Raw genomic sequence first — 17,473 nt, 5'->3', positions numbered from 1 at the left:
AAAACTCAACCCTCAGCCCCCAAAGGCAGGTTGCGCCACCCCTTTCCCCGCCCCAGGCACAACCAACAGCGAACCGGCCACAGGTTCCGGCGCCTCAAGCCCCACCCGAGCAGTCGTAACGTAGAGGTCAGTCAAATCCGCCCCCCCGAACGCGCACGCGGTGACCAGCGAGGCCGGCAACGAAACAACCCGCTCCAACTCCCCGTCCGGCGTATACCTCCGCACCGCACCCCCACCCCACAACGCCACCCACACACACCCGTCCGCATCAACGGTGAGCCCGTCAGGAAACCCCGCGCCGACCTCGACCTCCGCGAACCGCCGCCGCTTCGACACCCGCCCGTCCGCGTACTCGAACACATCGATCCGACGGGTGGGCGAGTCGATGTAGTACATCAACCGCCCATCAGGACTCCACCCGGTCCCGTTGCTCACGGCCACGTCATCAAGGATCAGCTGCACGGACCCGTCCCCGGCAACCCGCGACAACGTGCCTCCACAAGCCGCCTCGTCGTACCGCATCGTCCCCACCCACAAGGCCCCGTCAGGCGCCACGGCCGCGTCATTGGCCCGCCGCCCGGCAACCGGCTCCCGATGCAACCACCTGAACTCCCCGTCGGGATCGACAAGCCCGACCCCGTCCCGCAGATTGAGAACGAGCCCCCCACCGACACGGGGCTTGGCAGCCCCGACGTGCTGCTCGGTCACCCGAACCGTACGCACGCCGGACACGGGGTCGTACGTATGCACCCGGGACCCAAGGATGTCGATCCAGATCAGCCGCCCCGCCGCCGCGTCCCACGTCGGCCCCTCACCAAGCGTCGCCTCGGCCCGTACAGCCACCTCGTACGTCATCCCACACTCCTGTGCCCGAGCCGCTCCGACAGTTCGACCGCACCCTTCGCGGCGAGCTGCTCCAACTCCACCCGCCGCTCGTCGCTCCACCGGATCATGGGAACGGAAATAGAAAGGGCGGCGACAACCTGCCCCGTACGGTCCCGCACCGGCGCCGCGACGCACGACACATCCGGATTCGACTCACGGCTCTCGACGGCGACCCCCCGCGACCGGATCTCGGCGAGAGCCTCCCGCAGCGCCCCCGGCTCGACAATGCTGTTCGGCGTCATCGCGACCAACGACACATCGGCCGGAACGCGCGCGGTCAGCTCCGGCTCGGGCAGCGAGGCGAGCAGCATCTTGCCCACGGACGTGCAGTGCGCGGGCAGCCGCCGCCCCGCCGCCGACACCATCCGCACCGCGTGCGTGGAGTCGACCTTGGCGATGTAGATGACGTCGGTGCCTTCGAGGATCGCGACGTGCACCGTCTCGTCGCAGGTCTCGGCGACGGACCGGGCGACCTGCTGCCCCTCGGCGGCGAGGTCGAGCTGCTCGGCGTATCGGCTCCCGAGCTGGTACGGACGGACCCCGAGCCGGTAGCGTCCCGGTTGTCCGGGCACGGGCACGATGTACGACCGCGCGGCGAGGGTGGTGACCAGTTCGTGCACGGTCGTACGCGGCAGTTGCAGCTTGCGCACGATGTCGGGGGCGGAGAGCGTCCCGTCCCCGTCGAGGAAGAGCTCGAGAATATCGAGAGCCCGGGTCACGGCAGGTACGAGTCGTCCCACAACCGGCCCCCTTCTAGGTGTCTGCGAGTGGCTGTATGGGGTGCCGCACCGAGCGTCGTGTTCGAAATTTCAACTGACGATCGGCATGACGAACACAGGCTAGCCATAGAGGGTTGCACGGGCAATGGTCGCGTGACCATGTGACTACCGACCGGCCCTGGGATCGCCCAGTTCACCACGCAACCGCTGGGCGCGCAGCACGAGTTCGAGCTCGAACCGGCGGTCCGGGTGGTCGATCTCGTCCCCCCACAGTTCGCGGATCTGCCGCAGCCGGTACCGCACGGTCTGTGGATGCACCCCGAGCCGCGCGGCCACCTCCGGCGCCCCGCCGCGCGTCTCCAGCCAGGCCAGCAGGGTCTCCGCGAGCCGCCGCCGGTGCGTCGGCCCGGAGTGCTCAAGCGGCGCGAGACACCGCAGCGCGAGATCGTCGATCAGCTCCTCCGGCTGCAACAGCACCAGCGCCTCGGTGTGCTCGGTGCAGTACAGAACACCCCCGCCCGGCAACAGCCCCCGCTCCATCAGTCCTACGGCCGCCTCGGCCCAGCGCGCCGACTTCACCGCGTCGGCCAGCGGCACCGGCGGCCCGATCGCCCCGGCCCAGCCGGTCAGCGCCCGGTGCAGCAGCTCGGGCCGCCCGGCGGCATCGGGCTCGGGCACGACCATGCGTGGCTGCTCGTACTCCATGTCGAGCAGCACCTCCTGCCCTACGGCGGGGGCGACCGCCTCGCGGGCCGGGCGCAGCAGGACGCCCACGGCGACCTTGTCGGGGAGCGGCCAGCCGATGCGGGCGGCGCGTTCGGAGAGGGCCTCGGTCGGGTCGCCGCGGTGGTGCTCGGCGAGGAGGAGTTCCATGAGCCGCCGCTGAAGCCGCAGCCGCTCCCCCGCCTGCCGCGCGGCGGCCTCCGCGTACCCGCGCACGGACTGGTCGACGAGCCCGTCCAGATACTCATAACCCGCGTCGACGAGCGCGTACATCGCCGGCGGCGGGATCTCGACCCGCTGTCCGATCTCGGCCAGCCTCCGCCAGGCGAGCCGCACGCCCATCCGGTAGATCGCCTGGAGCGAGTCGAGGCTGCGTCCGTGCAGACCCTCCCCACGCCCGAACTCCTGGAAGACACCCGGCGGTACGGTCGGACGCCCCTCGGCGGTCTCCAGGTGCTGGACGAAGACCTCGATGGCACGCCGGATGCCGACCAGCGCCATCGGCTCACCCGAGTCGTCGAGAACCAGGGGCAGTTGAGGGTGTTCGCGACGGATCTCCCGCAGGATCTCCTCGGCGAGCGCGGGCGCCTCGGCCATGGCGATCGCCGCGAACTCCCGTACCTGGACCTGCGGTACGTCGTGCCACGCGGAGCGCGGCATCACGGTCGCCGGTGGTGCGGACACGGGGTCAACTCCCCTGGCCCGCTTGCTCGTACGTGACCAGCGGCGTGTTCGGCTGGGCCGGTCTCGCGTCCAGCAGCGCGACGACACCGAGTGCGGCGCCGACGGCGAGGGCGGCGGCCAGGACCATGGTGAGTGCGGCGGCGAGCAGTCTGGGCATCGCGGGGTCAGCCTCTCTGTCCTGAGGTCCGTGCGCCCTGCCCCTGCCCGTCGGCCCAGTGTCGGCAGACATTGACACTCCGTCAAGGGCCCTCTACGGTTCCCGGCCCAAGAGCGGCCCGAACTCCGTCACCAACCTTCACTGGAGTGTCCGGATGCGCCGTACGACCTCTCCATTTTCCTTGATCCTGCTGGGACTTGGCACGTTTCTGCTGGTCCTGGCGCCACTGCTGGCGTGGTACGTCGAGCCGCGGGCCGCCGTGACCCCGATCGACATCGACACGACCGCCGTCTACCGGGGCACCGGAAGCTACTTCGACACCGGCGAGTTACGGACCGTGGACGACCAGCGGATCACCGTGACGCAGCAGGTGCGCGGCGATGTCGCGGACAGCGAGAAGAGCGGGGACGCGGTCTGGGACGTCACCACGACCGTCGACACCGACAAGTCGCTGCCGGCCGCCGATCCGCACGACGCGCTGGAGTTCTTCCCCAACCGCTGGGTCACGGACCGTAAGACCAACAAGCCCGTGCACTGCTGCCACGAGAACCCGTACTTCGAGGGCGACGCCTTCCTGAAGTTCCCGTTCGACGTGCGGAAACAGCCGTACCAGTGGTGGGACAACTCCCTCGGCGCGACGGTGACTTTGCGTTATGCGGGGACCAAGAAGGTGCAGGGCTACTCGGGTTACGTCTTCAAGGGCACGGTCCCGCCCACGAAGATCGGCACCCGGCAGGTCCCCGGCAGCCTCGTCGACCAGCCCACCTCCCCCCAGATCCTGGCCGAGGAGTGGTACTCCAACCACGGCATCGAGCTGATCGTCGACCAGCGCACCGGCCGGGTGATCTACGCGCGGACCGGCCCCCGGCGCACCCTGCGCGCCCCTGGTCACGCCTACGACGCGGTCCTCCTCCTCGACGCCGACAAGCTCGCGTTCACCACCGCCACGCAGCGGGAACAGGTGAAACTGGCGAAGCGGGAGAGCGGTCAACTGCGCCTGGTGGGGCAGTCGTTGCCGATCGGTGCGGCTGTGGCCGGATTCGTCCTCGCCGTGACGGGTGGCGTTCTGGTGCTACGCGGCCGCAGGCGCCCCGAATCACCCCCTTCACCCTAGTATCAACCCACGATGTGACGTGACGTCAGTTCTAACAACCCCGGAAATTGTCATGCGGGTGAGTAGCCGTCAGGAACGCCGGGGCGAAAACTGTCCAACCCACCCCGGCACAGCCCACCCACAGAACTCCGCACCGCGCCCCATCCCGCCCCATCCCGTCCCGCACCGACCCCGGGGAGTTCCGCCAGAGTTCCGCATCCTGATCCGCCAACGTTCCGCACCCTGAGACGAGTTGGAGCACCCATGCCCCAGCACGTGCCCTACTCCCTGCGCGCCCCGTTTCCCCCGGTCGCGCAGCACCCCCCGGCGCCGGTACCGCGCCGGATCGTCTTCCTCGCCCACCGGGACCTCGGCAATGCCCAGGCCGGCGGCTCCGAACTCCTCGTGGACAGACTCGCCGACGGCCTCACCCGACTCGGCCACCAGGTCACCCTGCTGTGCGGCGGCCCGGCCGCCTACCGCGACTACCGCGTGGTGTCGGCGGGCGGTGCGTACGGTCATTTCCTGCGCGCCCGTACCGCCTTCGCCCAACAGATCGGTGACTGCGACCTGTTGGTCGAGGTGTGCAACGGGATGCCGTACTTCGCTCCCGTGTGGCATCGCGGGCCGACCCTGTGTCTGGTCAACCATGTCCACACGGATCTGTGGAAGATGCGGTTCGGCGGGCCGATGGCACCGGCCGCGCGGATCGGGCGAAGACTTGAGCACTGGGCGTTGACCGGGGCGCAGCATCGTGGGCTGTTGGTCGCGGTGTCTCCCTCGACCGCGCACGCGCTGCGCGGGATCGGGGTGGAGCGGGACCGGATCCGGGTTGTCCACAACGGAGTTGAGGAGCCGGGGCCTCGGGCCGAGCGTTCGCCGGAGCCGCTGTTCGTGGCGGTGGGGCGGCTCGTCGAGTACAAGCGGATCGATCTGCTGCTGCGGTTGTGGGAGCGGGTACGTCCCGTGGTCGGGGGGCGGCTGCTGATCGTCGGGGACGGTCCTGAGCGTGAGCGGCTGGAGCGACTCGCCGGGCCTGGTGTGGAGTTCACCGGGCATGTCTCGGAGGCTCGGAAACACGAACTGCTGTGTGCGGCCTGGTTGTTGCTGCATCCCTCTGCGCTGGAGGGGTGGGGGTTGGTGGTGACGGAGGCTGCCGCCCGTGAGACTCCGGCGATCGCGTTTGACGTGCCCGGGTTGCGGGACTCGGTTGTTGACGGGGAGACGGGTGTTCTGGCTCGTGGGGAGTCCTCGTTCGCGGCGGCGTGGTGTGCGCTTGCGCTGTCCACGCGTCGCCGTGAGGCCATGGGTAAGGCTGCGTGTGATCTTGCGGGGGGTTATCGCTGGGATCGGACGGTCAGACAGTTTCGTGTGGTGGCCGGTGAGGCGGTGAAGGGCTGGGGGCCGTGAGGTGGCTGCGGGCCGGTGGGGGCTGGTCGCGCCGTTCCCCGCGCCCCTATAGGGGCGCTCCACCTCGCCGGGGTTTCAAAGATCCCTCTCTCCAGCGCTCCATCGCCCTCTTTCGTGCCTTCCTGCATGAGCAGGACGAACCGGAGTTCTGCTACTCGCTGCTCGCCCGCGACGCCGTTGATCAGGTCGAGGCCTACGACGGGGCTGTCACCGGCCGCACAGTCGTGGACGTTGGCGGCGGCAGCGGGTATTTCACCGAGGAGTTTCGGCGGCGTGGTGCTCACGCCTACCTTTTCGAGCCGGATGTACGGGAGTTGGGGCGGAAACCGCCCGACGGGACCGTCATCGCGGACGGGTATTTGCTGCCGTTGTCCGACGGGGTCGCGGATGTGACGTTCTCCTCCAACGTCCTTGAGCATGTGGCCGATCCGGAGACGTTTCTCAGTGAGCTGGCGCGGGTGACGCGGCCCGGTGGGCTCATCTATGTGTCGTTCACCAACTGGCTGTCCCCGTGGGGCGGTCACGAGTGGGCGCCCTGGCACTATCTCGGTGCCGAACGGGCCCGCGCCCGCTACCGGCGCCGTACCGGAAAGCCGGCCAAGCACACGCTCGGCGAGAACCTGTTCGCCGTGCACATCGGTGCCACCCTGCGGCAGGTCCGTGCCCGTGATGACGTCATGGTCGTCGCGGCGCGTTCCCGCTACTGGCCCTTCCTCGACCGAGCCGTCGTAAAAGTGCCCGGGATAAGGGAGTTGGCCACCTGGAACCTCCTCCTCATCCTCCGGCGGTGTCCACCATGACGGCGACCACGGTCCAGGCCCCGCCCCCGGCGGCCGACCCCACCACCACGACCATCGCGGGCCCCCCGGAGGGCCCGAGGTCATGGCGCTGGCTGCTGGGGTTCTGGGCCGTGGTGTTCGTGCTGTTCCTCGCCGTGCACCCAGGGCGCCAGACCTTCGACACGAAGCTCGGGGTCACCGTCGACCCCGGTCAATTCCTGTCCGACCTGGGGCAGTTGTGGCACGACCGGGGTTCGTTCGGCGGTATCCAGGACCAGTACGCGGGCTACCTCTGGCCGATGCTCCCGTTCTACTGGCTGGCCCACGCCGTACAGTTGCCGGTCTGGCTGGCGGAGCGGCTGTGGCTGTCGCTCGTCGTGTCGGTGGCCTTCTGGGGCGCTCTGCGGCTGGCGGAACGGCTGCGCGTCGGCAGCCCCGCGTCCCGCCTCCTCGCCGCCGTGACGTACGCGTTGTGGCCGGTGTTCACGATCGTCGTGGGGTCGACCTCCGCCGCCGCCCTCCCCGGGGCCTTCCTCCCCTGGGTGCTGCTGCCGCTGACCAACGAGCGTTATACGGCCCGGATCGCGGCCCTCCGCTCGGCTCTGCTCGTCCCCTTCATGGGCGGCGTCAACGCGGCCGCGACCCTGGCCTCGCTCCTCCCCGTCGGCCTGTATCTGCTCTCGCGGCCACGGGGACCCCGGCAGCGCAAGCTGATCGCGTGGTGGGTGCCGGGGGTGATCCTGGCGACGGCATGGTGGTGGATCCCGCTCCTCATGCTCGGCGTCTACGGCGAGAACTTCCTTCCCTACGTGGAGACTTCGCAGACCACGACGGACACCATGTCGGCGACGGAGGGCCTGCGCGGAGCCGGTGACTGGGTCGCCTATCTGCATCTCGGGGAGGCCTGGATACCGGCCGGCTGGACGGTCGCCTCCTCGGTGATCGTGATCGTCTGCTCGGCGCTCGCGGCAGGACTGGGGCTGGCCGGTCTGGCCCGCCGGGACATGCCGGAGCGGCGCTGGCTGGTGCTGACCGCCGTGACGGTCGCGCTGATCCTGTTCGCCGGGTACGGCGGCGCGTTCGGGGCGCCCTTCCACGGGCTGGTGCAGGACTGGCTGAACGGCCCGCTCGTCCCGTTCCGCAACATCTACAAGTTCCAGGCGGGCCTGGCCCTCGCACTCGTCCTGGGCCTGGCCCACCTGGTGGGCGTGGCCGCCGAGACACGCGGGGCCCGCCCGGTGCCGGGCCGCCGACTCGCTCCGCTGATCGCGGTGATCCTCGTGCTCCCCGGTCTGGCGTGGCCGTATCTCAACGGGTCGATCCTGAACCCGGGTTCGTTCCAGCAGCTCCCCAAGTACTGGCAGTCCACGGCGGACTGGCTGCACAAGTACTCGCCCGACTCCCGTGCCCTGGTCGTCCCGGCGACCGCGCACGGCATCTACACCTGGGGCTCCCCCATCGACGAACCCCTGGACGTCCTCGCCGACTCCCGCTGGGCGGAACGCGATTACGTCCCGATGGGCACCCCCGGCAACCGGCGCGCGATGGACGCGGTCGAGCAGGCACTGGCGAGCGGGAGTGAAGTCCCCGGCCTGGCCGACTACTTGAGCCGGGCGGGCGTCTACTACGTCGTCGTCCGCAACGACCTGGACCCCGACCAGATCGGCTACGTCCCGACCACCACCGTCAAACGCACCCTCGAACAGTCCGGCTACCAACGGGTCACGGGCCTCGGCCCGGTCATGACCGGCGGCCGGATCGCCAACGACACCCCGCTCCGGGTGGAGGGCCTCTACCCGCGCCAACGGGCGGTGGAGATCTACGAGCCGACGAGCAAGGACGTGATCCGACCCGGCCAGGCGGGCCTGACACCGGTGTCCGACACGGCGGTGGTCTCCGGCGGCCCGGAGTCCCTCCTCCCCCTCGCCACCGAACTCCGTGGCAGGGCAACGGTGTTGACGGGCGACAACCACCCGGGCCTGGGATCGCCCGCGCTCCAGGTGGTGGGCGACGGACTGCGCCGCGCCGACACCCGGTTCGGCCTGGTGGACGCCAACACGTCGTACACATACACACCCACCGAACGCAACGCGCCCGACGCGGTCCAGGACGCCGGCAAGAAACCGAAGCAGATCCTGCCGACGAAGGGCATCACCCACCAGACGGTGGCACAGCTGCGCGGCGCCCGTTCGGTGACGGCGTCTTCGAGCGGCAACTGGCTGTTCTCGCTCCCCCAGTTCGACCCGGTGAACGCCTTCGACGGCAACCCGGACACCGCGTGGGCGGAGGGCACGGCGGGCTCACCGAACGGCCAGTGGCTGCGCATCGCCTTCGCGGGCGGGTCGTACGACATGCCGGGTTCGTTCAAGGTCACGCCGCTCCCGCAGGAGAGCGTGCGGGCGGCGGCGACGGAGGTGCGGGTGGAGACGGCGAGGGGCTCGGCGACCAGCTACCTCCAGCCGAACGGCATGACGCAGACGATCAAATCCCCGTCCGGCGCCACGAGTTGGATGAAGCTGACGATCGTCGCCTCGGTGGCCCGCCACACCGGCCTGGCCGGCGCGGGCTTCTCCGAGATCGCCCTTCCCCACATCCAGGTCACCCGGCTCCTCAAGCTCCCCACCGACGCGAACACGACCGACGCCTCCGCCGAGATCGTCTCCCTGCACCGCACGGCCGACCCGACCGGTCTCTCCCCGACGGGCACGGAGGCGGGCCTGCACCGCACGTTCTCGACGTCGACGGCGGGAACGTACGAGATGAAGGCGACCGCGGTGGCGACACCCGGCGAGGAGTTGGACAAGCTCCTCTACGAGGTGGCCCCCGCCCAGCAGCACCGCATCACGGCAACGGCCGACTCCACAGCGGCACTTGGCACGGGCCTCTCCGCCCGCAACCTCACGGACGGCGACCTCACGACGGGCTGGATCGCGGGCGACCGCCCGACGATCCACCTCACCTGGACCGGCAAACAGCCTGTGGGCGAAGTGGTGTTGGCACCCGCGGGCGGCCTGTCGACCCGCCCGACCGAGGTGAACATAACGTCACCGGACGGTTCGACGATCGCGGGCGTGGACGAGAACGGCGTAACCCGCTTCGACCCGATCACGACGGACAGCCTGACCATCACGATCACGAAGACGGCCCCTCTCACTCTCCACAACCCGATAGCCGACGAGAACCTCCAACTCCCCGTGGGCCTGACAGAGGCCTACATCCCGGCCCTGGACCAGTACCGCACCCCCCGACCGACCCCGTCCCGCCCCTTCACCCTGCCCTGCGGAAAGGGCCCGGTGGTGGCGGTGGACGGCGAGCTGTACGAGACGAGCGTGAAGGGGACGGCAGCCGACCTGACGGAACGCCGAGGGGTTGAGGTGACGCTCTGTCAGGAGGGCAAGTCAGACGGGGCGTTGGGGCTGACGTCGGGCCCACACCGGGTGGAGGCGGGAGACGCGGGCCCGTTGACCCTGACGGACATGACGCTGACCCGGGGAACGGTCACCGAACCCACGTCACAGTCCCGGGAGTTGACGATCAAGGACTGGCTGGGCGACCGCCGAGAGGTGGCGGTCGGTTCGGGCACGGCGTCGTACCTCACCACGTACGAGAACTACAACACGGGCTGGAAAGCCACCCTGAACGGCAAGGAGTTGACTCCCCTCCGCCTGGACGGCTGGCAACAGGGCTGGCGAGTCCCGGCAGGCGCGGGCGGCACGATCAAGCTGACGTACGAACCGGCGACAACATACGAGGCCGGCCTCATAGGCAGCGGAGTCGCCCTGGTCGCCCTCCTGGCCCTGGTGATCTGGCGCCGCGACGAACCCAACCCCGACGAGATACAACCGCCCCCACCGCTCCCCGGCCTATGGCTGGGCACGGTGGCCCTGACCCTGATCGGAGTGGTGATAGCAGGCTGGTTCGCCCTACTGGTCCCAGCCCTGGCCCTGCTGGCCTACCGCAGACACGCACTCCTGGTCCCGATCGCCTTCGCGGCACTGGCAGGAGCGGGCATCGCGGCGGCCACGGGAGCGGGCGAACCGGTGGGCGCAGGCGAGGGCGCCTTCAGCCACACAGCCCAACTCCTCGCGCTGATCGGCTTGTTCGCTGGCCTGGTAGGCGTCCGGGAGCGGAGCGCCCCTTCAGGGGCGCGGGGCCGTGACATCAGCGGCTCCGCCGCGCGGGCGCGCTCAACCCCCACCGACCCGAATGACGGCACCAACCAGACGCCCTACGGCGAGTACCCGCTAGGGGCGCGGGGAACTGCGCGACCAGCCCCCACCGACCCGCACCAAGAGGACGACCCCCAATGACCACACTCGACCAACCTCGCTCCCCCACCCGCATCCCCTTCCCCACAGTCGACGAAATCGCCCGCCACTGCCACCAATCCGTCGAACCGGAAACCGTCCACATAGAGGTCCACCTCCCAGGCCCCGTAAACCCGGACCGGCTCCGCACCGCATTCGCAGAAGCCCTGCACCACCACCCCCGCGTCCTCATGCGCGAGGCCCCCGGCCCCTGGTACCGCCGCCGCTACGAATGGGAGCTGACCGACACCCCGGACCTGGAGGTGGTGACCTTCCCGCCCTCCACCCAAGACGCCCTGAAACAGGCCCGCACCCGCTCCCTCACCCACACCCCACCCCTCACCGCATCCCCACCCATCCGCCTGGAAGCAATCGACCTCCCCCACGGAACCGCCCTGATCCTCACGGTCAACCACACGGCGCTGGACGGCCCCGCCTGCCTCCGCGTCCTCGCCACCGCAGCGGAGCGGTACGGAGGCAAGGACAACACCCCCACCGCCCCACCGACCCGCCCCCCGGACCCCCCAGACCCCCCCACGGACACCCCCTCCGTATGGACCCCACCCGCCCGAGTAGCCCCCGGCACCCCCGCACCCACCCCCGGCGGCAACGGCCTCCTCCTCACCGAACTCCCCGTCCCCCACCGCCCCAAGGGCTCCCCCTACACGGTGAACGACCAACTCATGGTCACCACGGCCCTGATGATCGCCCACTGGAACCGCGAACACGGCGCACACCCCCGCCCGATGCGCATCACGATGCCCGTGGACGACCGCCCCCGAGGCACCGACATGCCGATAGGCAACGGCACCCGACTGGTCGAAGTCACCTTTGCACCGGCCGAGTTGACCACCACCCCCGCCCACCCCATGGCCGAACTGCTCCACCGCACGGCAACCCGGACCCGCGCCCTCAAAGCCCTCCCCCGCCCCCAACTCGGCTACGGAGCAACCCTGTTGACGACACCGGTGATCCCCGTCGCCTGGCGGGCCACCCTCACCCGAGGCCTACGCAGAGCCGCCGCCCCCTGGACCTCGACCACCCTCCTCAGCAACATCGGCCGCATCCCGTACACCCTGGACTTCGGCGCCCCGGCGGGCCGAGCGCACGCGGTCTGGTTCTCCGCCCCTGCCCGCATGCCCCGAGGCCTCACCGTGACGACGGCGTCCACCGCGGGGAAACTCCACGTGGCCCTCCGCTGGTCCCGCACCCTCCTCGGTCCCGGCGACGGCGCCCACCTCCGCGACCTCTTCGAGCACTACCTGCGCACGACGGAACCGACGGAGGAGCACCCGGCATGACGACGACCACCCCGCACCGCCCCGACCTCCGCGACTTCTACGAGAACCCGGCCACCCCCGTCGCCTCCGGCCCCTCCCGCACGCTCCGCCAGGCCCGCATCCTCGCCACCGCCCTGGGCCCGCCCACCGAACAGACCCGCACCGTCCTCGACATCGGCTGCGGCGACGGCACCGCGGCCGCCACCGCCGCCCCTCTCCTCACCGGCCACCGCGTCATCGGCGTCGACTGGTCCCAGGACGCCCTCACCCGAGCCCGCACAAACCTCCCGTACACGGTCCGAGGCGAACTCACCGCACTCCCCCTCCGCTCAGCCTCCGCCGACGCCGTCCTGTTCAGCGAGGTGATCGAGCACCTCGTCGACCCGGACACCGCCCTCGCCGAGATCCGCCGCGTCCTGCGCCCGGGAGGCCATCTCATGCTGTCCACACCGAACTTGGCCGCCTGGTACAACCGCGCCCTGCTGCTCGCCGGCGTCCAGCCCGTGTTCTCGGAGGTGAGCCTGCGCGCGATCCACGGCCGTCCGGGCAAGGAGGTCGTAGGACATCTGCGGCTCTACACCCCGCGTGCGCTGCGGGAGTTCGTGACGGCGGCCGGCTTCGAGGTCGTAGGACTCAAGGGCGCGCCCTTCCACGGCGTACCGCGACCGTTCCGCCCCCTCGACCGACTGGCCTGTGCCAGACCGCAGTTGGCGTCGATCCTGCTGCTGCACGCGCGGAAGACGTAGGGGGCGCGGCCGTGTGGTGGGGAGTGGCCGCGGCCCTGTTGGCGAACGTGCTGTACAGCACCGGTTTCGTCCTGGAGAAACGGGCGCTCGCGGCCCTGCCCGAGGTGACGGTCCGTCAACCGGCACGGCTGCTGCGGCTGGTGCTGGGCAGTCCGCTGTGGATCGGTGGGTCCCTCGCGCTGGCCTCCGGGTTCGGCGCGCAGCTCGCGGTGTACCGGACGCTGCCGATCGCCGCCGCGCAGGGCATCTTCGTGTCCGGCCTGGTGCTGCTCGTGCTGCTGTCCGCCCGCATGCTCGGCGAGGAGACCAGTGGCCGCGAACGGTACGCGCTCGCCGCGATCCTCGTCGCCTTGCTGATGGTCGTGCTGTCCCTCAAAGAAGGCTCGGACCACGTCAGCCGCAACGCGCCCTACCCGCTGATCCTGCTGGTCTGCGTACCCTCGCTCGCGGCCGGTGTCTGGCTGTACCGCTCCACCGAACGCGGCGCGGGCCACCGGCACCGACGGCCCACCACGGGCGTCGAATACGGCGTGGCGGTGGGCCTGTTGTACGGGGTCAGCTCGCTCGCCATCAAGGGGGTGTCGAGTTATCTCACGACAAGTGACCTGGGCGGGGCGGTGGTTGGGCTGCTCCGCTCTCCGTACCCGTATCTGCTCCTCTTCACGGGCGCGTTCGGCCTGGTCATGTCCCAGGCGGCGCTCCAGCGTTGCCGGGCCTCGCTGATCGTGCCGGTCTGCACGACGGTGACCAGTCTGTTCACGGCGGTGCTCGGCACGCTCGCGTTCGGCGAGGCCCTGCCGCACGACCCGCTGCGCCTGGCCCTGCGGATCGGGGGCACCCTCCTGGCGGTCACCGTCCTGCTGACCATGCCGAAGCACGACAACGCGCCCCAACCACCGGTCGAGGCCAAGGAGTTGACACCCCCATGAACCCGGACGACCCACTGCTGAAGATCCTGGCGTGCCCGCTCGACAAGGGCCCGCTGCACCTGCTCCCCACGGACGCCCTCTACAACCCGCGCCTGCGCCGCCGTTACCCCATCGTCGACGGCATCCCGCAGCTGCTGCCGTCGTCCGGAGAGCAAGTGACCGACGACGCCGAGCACTTGGAACTCCTCAAACGGATGGCGCCATGACCCCCACAGATCCCGGGCATCCCAAAGGCCCTCCGGACCCCGCTCCTCCCACACCCCGTACCCTCACCGCCCGCCTCGCGCCCCTTCTCCCCACCCGCCTCGTCGCCGCCACCGCCCGTGCCGTCTACCCCCGCTTCGAACCCGAACTGGCCCGCCTGGCCGACCTGTTGCCACCGGACTGCGGCACGGCGGTCGACGTCGGCGGTTGGTACGGCCCCTGGACGCACCGGCTCTGGCGGCACGCGCGCGAGGTGGTGACCGTAGAACCGGTCCCGCACCTCGCGCGGCTCCTCGAAGCCGCCGCCCCCGCGCACGCCCGGGTGATCCCGGCCGCCGCCTCCGACCGTCCGGGCACCGCCCGCCTGTGGCTGCCGCCGGACGACGAGGGCGACCGGGGGGTGTCGTCGCTGGTGCGCCGGGACATCCACGCCCGTGCCGTGCACGTGCGCTGTGTCACGCTCGACGGGCTGGGGCTGCGGGAGGTCGGTTTCATCAAGATCGACGTCGACGGCAGCGAACTGGCCGTCCTGCACGGCGCGACCGGCCTGCTGACCCGCGACCGCCCCGCGCTCTTCGTCGAACTGGAGTCCCGTATCCAGCCGATCGCTCCGGTGGTGACGTACCTGTCGCTGCTCGGCTACGAGGGCTGGGTCCTCCCGGACCGGAACGGGGACTGGGTCCGGCTGGCTGCCTTCCCCTTGGAGGAGCATCAGGCCCGGACCTCGTACGTCGTCTCGCAGGGGCTGCTGCGCCGGGTCCTGCCCTTCGCGCGCGGGCCCCGTTACGTCAACTCGGTGCTCTTCCTCGCCGACGGCCGCACCCCCGGTGCCAGACCCGGTGTCGGGCCCGATGTCAGTGCCGTGCGCGACGATGGATCGCATGCCCGACGCGAACCGCCCAGCCCGCCCCTTCAGCCCCCTCGACTTCCAACTCGTCCTGCTGCGCCGCATGGCGGACCACAACCCGGACCTGGTCGAGAACGCCCGTCATGAGCTGGGCGTCTCGATCGCCGACATGCGCGAGGCCAACAAGCGTTGGCAGGCGATGCTGCACTCCCCGCGCGGTCGGGCCGCCGCGTCCCGGTACCGCTCGATCCTCGGCACCCCCGAGTCGACCGTCAAGCGCAGGATCGGCGACCTGGACTGCGAGGCCTGGCAGTGGCCGGTGCCCCTCTGGCCCGATCTCCGCTTCGAGGTGCTCACGGCCCCGAACGGCGCCGTGTGGAACGAATGGTTGGTCCGCGCCCCGGGCGCCACACCGCCACCCCTCCACACCCTCGACGACCTGACCCCCTGGTCCTGCACGGTCGACGAGGCGGCCCGCGCCTTCGCCCCCGCCCGCCCCCTGGAGGGCACGGCCCCCACCCGCTGGGGCCTCGCCTTCACCGCCCCGGACGCGCAGGGCGCACGCCACCAGTGCGCCGCCGAGTTCACCTGGGGCCTGCTCCAGCGAACGGCGGTCAACGACTGACGGTCAGCGACTGACGGCCGCCCCCAGAATCGCCTCGACCACCGCGGCCAGCGAGGACTCCGGATGCAGATCGAGGAAGAGGTTCGGCTCGACGAGTTCCAGCTCCATCACACACGGCTGTCCGTCGGGCCCGTCGACGAGGTCCACGCGCGCGTACAGCAGCTCCGGTGCGTCCGGTACGGCGGCCAACGCCCGCTCGGCGACGGAGAGTTCGGCCTCGGTCGCGGTCCACGGCTCCAGGTCCGGGTGGGACACCTTGTCTGCGTCGTACGCCGTCCCGCGCGCCAGCACGGCCCCCTTCCGCGAGGCGTGCACGAACCGCCCCCCGAAGAACAGCAGCGCCCGCTCCCCGCTGACGTCCACGTTCGTGAGGTACGGCTGCACCATCGCGGTGAGCCCTTCCGCGTGCATGCGCTCCAGCTGTCGTACGGCTGTCTCGTGCTGGTCGGGCGTGTAGCGGGCGGCGAAGCGGGCGCCCGCGCCGGAGGTCGGCTTGACGACGTACTCGTGGTCGTCGGGGAGGTCGGCCGGGTCGCCGGGGGCGAGATAGCGGGTCGGCACGACGGGCACGCCGGCCGCCGCGAGGTCGCCGAGGTACCGCTTGTCGGTGTTCCAGCGCACGACCCGCACCGGGTTCGCGAGCCGTGTCGCCTTCGCGGTCCGCTCGGCCCAGGCCATGAACTCGGCGGGGCGCCAGCTGTAGTCCCAGGTGGAGCGGATGAGCACGAGGTCGTACGCGCCCCAGTCGGTCCCGGCGTCGTCCCACGGCACCCCGACGGCCTCGGCACCGGCCGCCCGCAAGGCATCCACCAGCACCGGGAGGTCACGGTCCTTGCTGGGCTTGGGTCCGGGGTCGTAGGTGGCGAGCGCGATTCGGGGCACGGAGCCTCCATCGTCGTACGGACTGCGGACAGATCCGCAGGTTAACCGGCCGCCCCGCAACCACGGCAACCGGATTGACCTTCCCCTTCGGTGAAGCCCCAGCATCGGTGGCGGAACCGAGAAGAGGTCGAGGCGCACATGGGCGGTACGGGGAACATGCTGACGATCGGGGCCTTCGCGCGGGCGTGCAGGCTGTCGCCGAAGGCGCTGCGGCTGTACGACGAGTTGGAGCTGCTGCGGCCGGCGCGGGTGGATCCCGACAGCGGATACCGGTACTACGCGGTGGCACAGCTGGAGCGGGCGCGGCTGGTCGCGTGGCTACGGCGGCTGGGCATGCCGCTCGCCGAAATCCGTGCGGTGTGTGACCTCGAACCGGCCGCCGCCGCCCGCGAGATCCGTGCCTTCTGGGCGCGGGTCGAGGCGGAGACGGCGGTGCGGCGGGATCTCGCCGGGTTCCTCGTCGACCATCTCGCGGCCGCTACGGCCGTACCGGGAAAGGACACCACCATGCTGGAACTGCGTTACGCCGCCCACTCGGACCGCGGCCGGGTCCGCCCCTCCAACCAGGACACCGCGTACGCGGGCACGCGGCTGCTCGCGGTCGCCGACGGATTCGGCCCGGCGGGCGCGCCCGTGAGCGGCGCGGCGGTGGAGGCGCTGCGTTTCCTGGACACCGAGGAGGTGCCGGCGGGCAATGTGCTCAACCTGCTGGAGGAGGCGGTACGGGGTGCCACCGACGCGGTCCGTGACGTGGCCGATCCCGGCGAGAACGGCACGACCCTGACCGCGCTGCTGTGGACGGGCTCGCAGCTGGCGCTCGTGCACATCGGGGACTCGCGCGCGTATCTGCTGCGCGACGGCGGGCTGTTCCGGATCACGCACGACCACTCGGTCGTCCAGTCGCTGGTCGACGAGGGCCGGCTGACGCCGGAGGAGGCCGGCTCCCACCCCCAACGCTCCATGCTGCTCAAGGCGTTGACGATCGGCACCCCCGATCTGAAACTCCACGACACCCGCCGCCGCGACCGCTACCTCCTGTGCTCGGACGGCCTGACCGCGGTCGTCCCGGAGCACCGGATCCGCGAACTCCTCACCGCGCACCCGGAACCGGAGGAGGCGGTACGGTCCCTGGTCGACGCGGCGAACGAGGCCGGGGGTCCGGACAACGTCAGCTGTGTGGTGGCGGACGTGGTGTAGGAACGG

General features: G+C 70.7%; 16 protein-coding genes. 11 read left to right on the top strand and 5 right to left on the bottom strand.

Annotation, left to right across the window (positions count from 1 at the left end; all coding sequences use genetic code 11):
• Window positions 1-12 precede the first annotated feature (12 nt).
• The 4 genes from OG194_RS32415 to OG194_RS32400 all read right to left on the bottom strand — a co-directional run bounded on the left by OG194_RS32415 (window position 13) and on the right by OG194_RS32400 (window position 3,168).
• Entirely contained in the window at window positions 13-855 is an 843-nt protein-coding gene (locus OG194_RS32415) for an SMP-30/gluconolactonase/LRE family protein (protein WP_327404315.1), read from the bottom strand.
• Window positions 852-1,625: an IclR family transcriptional regulator gene (locus OG194_RS32410; RefSeq protein ID WP_327404314.1), complete on the bottom strand. Its 774-nt coding sequence runs from the start codon at window positions 1,623-1,625 to the stop codon at window positions 852-854. The genes OG194_RS32415 and OG194_RS32410 overlap by 4 nt, the downstream gene beginning before the upstream one ends.
• A 144-nt stretch (window positions 1,626-1,769) precedes the next feature.
• The gene (locus OG194_RS32405) at window positions 1,770-2,987 is read right to left on the bottom strand and encodes a helix-turn-helix domain-containing protein (RefSeq protein ID WP_327407286.1); all 1,218 of its coding nucleotides are present in this window, start codon (window positions 2,985-2,987) and stop codon (window positions 1,770-1,772) included.
• Window positions 2,988-3,015: 28 nt separating this feature from the next.
• Window positions 3,016-3,168, bottom strand: coding sequence for a hypothetical protein (locus OG194_RS32400; RefSeq protein ID WP_327404313.1), 153 nt, complete (start codon window positions 3,166-3,168; stop codon window positions 3,016-3,018).
• A 154-nt stretch (window positions 3,169-3,322) separates the two neighbouring features.
• On the opposite strand from OG194_RS32400, the gene OG194_RS32395 reads away from it, so the two are divergent.
• From OG194_RS32395 to OG194_RS32350, 10 genes are all read left to right on the top strand, one after another.
• A complete protein-coding gene (locus tag OG194_RS32395; RefSeq protein WP_327404312.1) occupies window positions 3,323-4,282 on the top strand; it encodes a DUF3068 domain-containing protein in 960 nt (319 codons plus the stop codon).
• Window positions 4,283-4,525: 243 nt separating this feature from the next.
• On the top strand, window positions 4,526-5,671 hold the full coding sequence (locus tag OG194_RS32390) for a glycosyltransferase family 4 protein (protein WP_327404311.1): 1,146 nt from the start codon (window positions 4,526-4,528) through the stop codon (window positions 5,669-5,671).
• Window positions 5,672-5,676: 5 nt separating this feature from the next.
• Complete coding sequence (locus OG194_RS32385) at window positions 5,677-6,471, top strand: class I SAM-dependent methyltransferase (RefSeq protein ID WP_442811816.1); 795 nt, start codon at window positions 5,677-5,679, stop codon at window positions 6,469-6,471.
• Entirely contained in the window at window positions 6,468-10,760 is a 4,293-nt protein-coding gene (locus OG194_RS32380; protein ID WP_327407284.1) for a DUF3367 domain-containing protein, read from the top strand. Before OG194_RS32385 ends, OG194_RS32380 begins: the two co-directional genes overlap by 4 nt.
• Window positions 10,757-12,058: a condensation protein gene (locus OG194_RS32375; RefSeq protein ID WP_327404310.1), complete on the top strand. Its 1,302-nt coding sequence runs from the start codon at window positions 10,757-10,759 to the stop codon at window positions 12,056-12,058. Before OG194_RS32380 ends, OG194_RS32375 begins: the two co-directional genes overlap by 4 nt.
• Window positions 12,055-12,783, top strand: coding sequence for a class I SAM-dependent methyltransferase (locus OG194_RS32370; RefSeq protein ID WP_327404309.1), 729 nt, complete (start codon window positions 12,055-12,057; stop codon window positions 12,781-12,783). The genes OG194_RS32375 and OG194_RS32370 overlap by 4 nt, the downstream gene beginning before the upstream one ends.
• A 23-nt stretch (window positions 12,784-12,806) precedes the next feature.
• A complete protein-coding gene (locus OG194_RS32365; RefSeq protein ID WP_327407283.1) occupies window positions 12,807-13,712 on the top strand; it encodes a hypothetical protein in 906 nt (301 codons plus the stop codon).
• Window positions 13,709-13,918: a Trm112 family protein gene (locus tag OG194_RS32360; protein ID WP_019060261.1), complete on the top strand. Its 210-nt coding sequence runs from the start codon at window positions 13,709-13,711 to the stop codon at window positions 13,916-13,918. The genes OG194_RS32365 and OG194_RS32360 overlap by 4 nt, the downstream gene beginning before the upstream one ends.
• The gene (locus OG194_RS32355; RefSeq protein WP_327404308.1) at window positions 13,915-14,910 is read left to right on the top strand and encodes an FkbM family methyltransferase; all 996 of its coding nucleotides are present in this window, start codon (window positions 13,915-13,917) and stop codon (window positions 14,908-14,910) included. The genes OG194_RS32360 and OG194_RS32355 overlap by 4 nt, the downstream gene beginning before the upstream one ends.
• Entirely contained in the window at window positions 14,798-15,388 is a 591-nt protein-coding gene (locus OG194_RS32350) for a hypothetical protein (RefSeq protein ID WP_327404307.1), read from the top strand. Before OG194_RS32355 ends, OG194_RS32350 begins: the two co-directional genes overlap by 113 nt.
• Window positions 15,389-15,391: 3 nt before the next feature.
• Here OG194_RS32350 and OG194_RS32345 read toward each other — a convergent pair whose 3' ends face one another.
• Window positions 15,392-16,270 (bottom strand): ATP-grasp domain-containing protein, encoded by an 879-nt coding sequence (locus tag OG194_RS32345; protein WP_327404306.1) that lies wholly within the window; start codon window positions 16,268-16,270, stop codon window positions 15,392-15,394.
• A 138-nt stretch (window positions 16,271-16,408) separates the two neighbouring features.
• Between OG194_RS32345 and OG194_RS32340 the strand changes: the two genes are divergently transcribed.
• Window positions 16,409-17,467 (top strand): MerR family transcriptional regulator, encoded by a 1,059-nt coding sequence (locus tag OG194_RS32340; protein WP_327407282.1) that lies wholly within the window; start codon window positions 16,409-16,411, stop codon window positions 17,465-17,467.
• The last annotated feature ends 6 nt before the right edge of the window (window positions 17,468-17,473 follow it).

This window comes from Streptomyces sp. NBC_01288, from assembly GCF_035982055.1.
In the GTDB taxonomy this organism is placed as follows: domain Bacteria; phylum Actinomycetota; class Actinomycetes; order Streptomycetales; family Streptomycetaceae; genus Streptomyces.
Note: the sequence above shows the minus strand (reverse complement) of the source record. Positions and strands in the feature narration are given on the sequence as shown.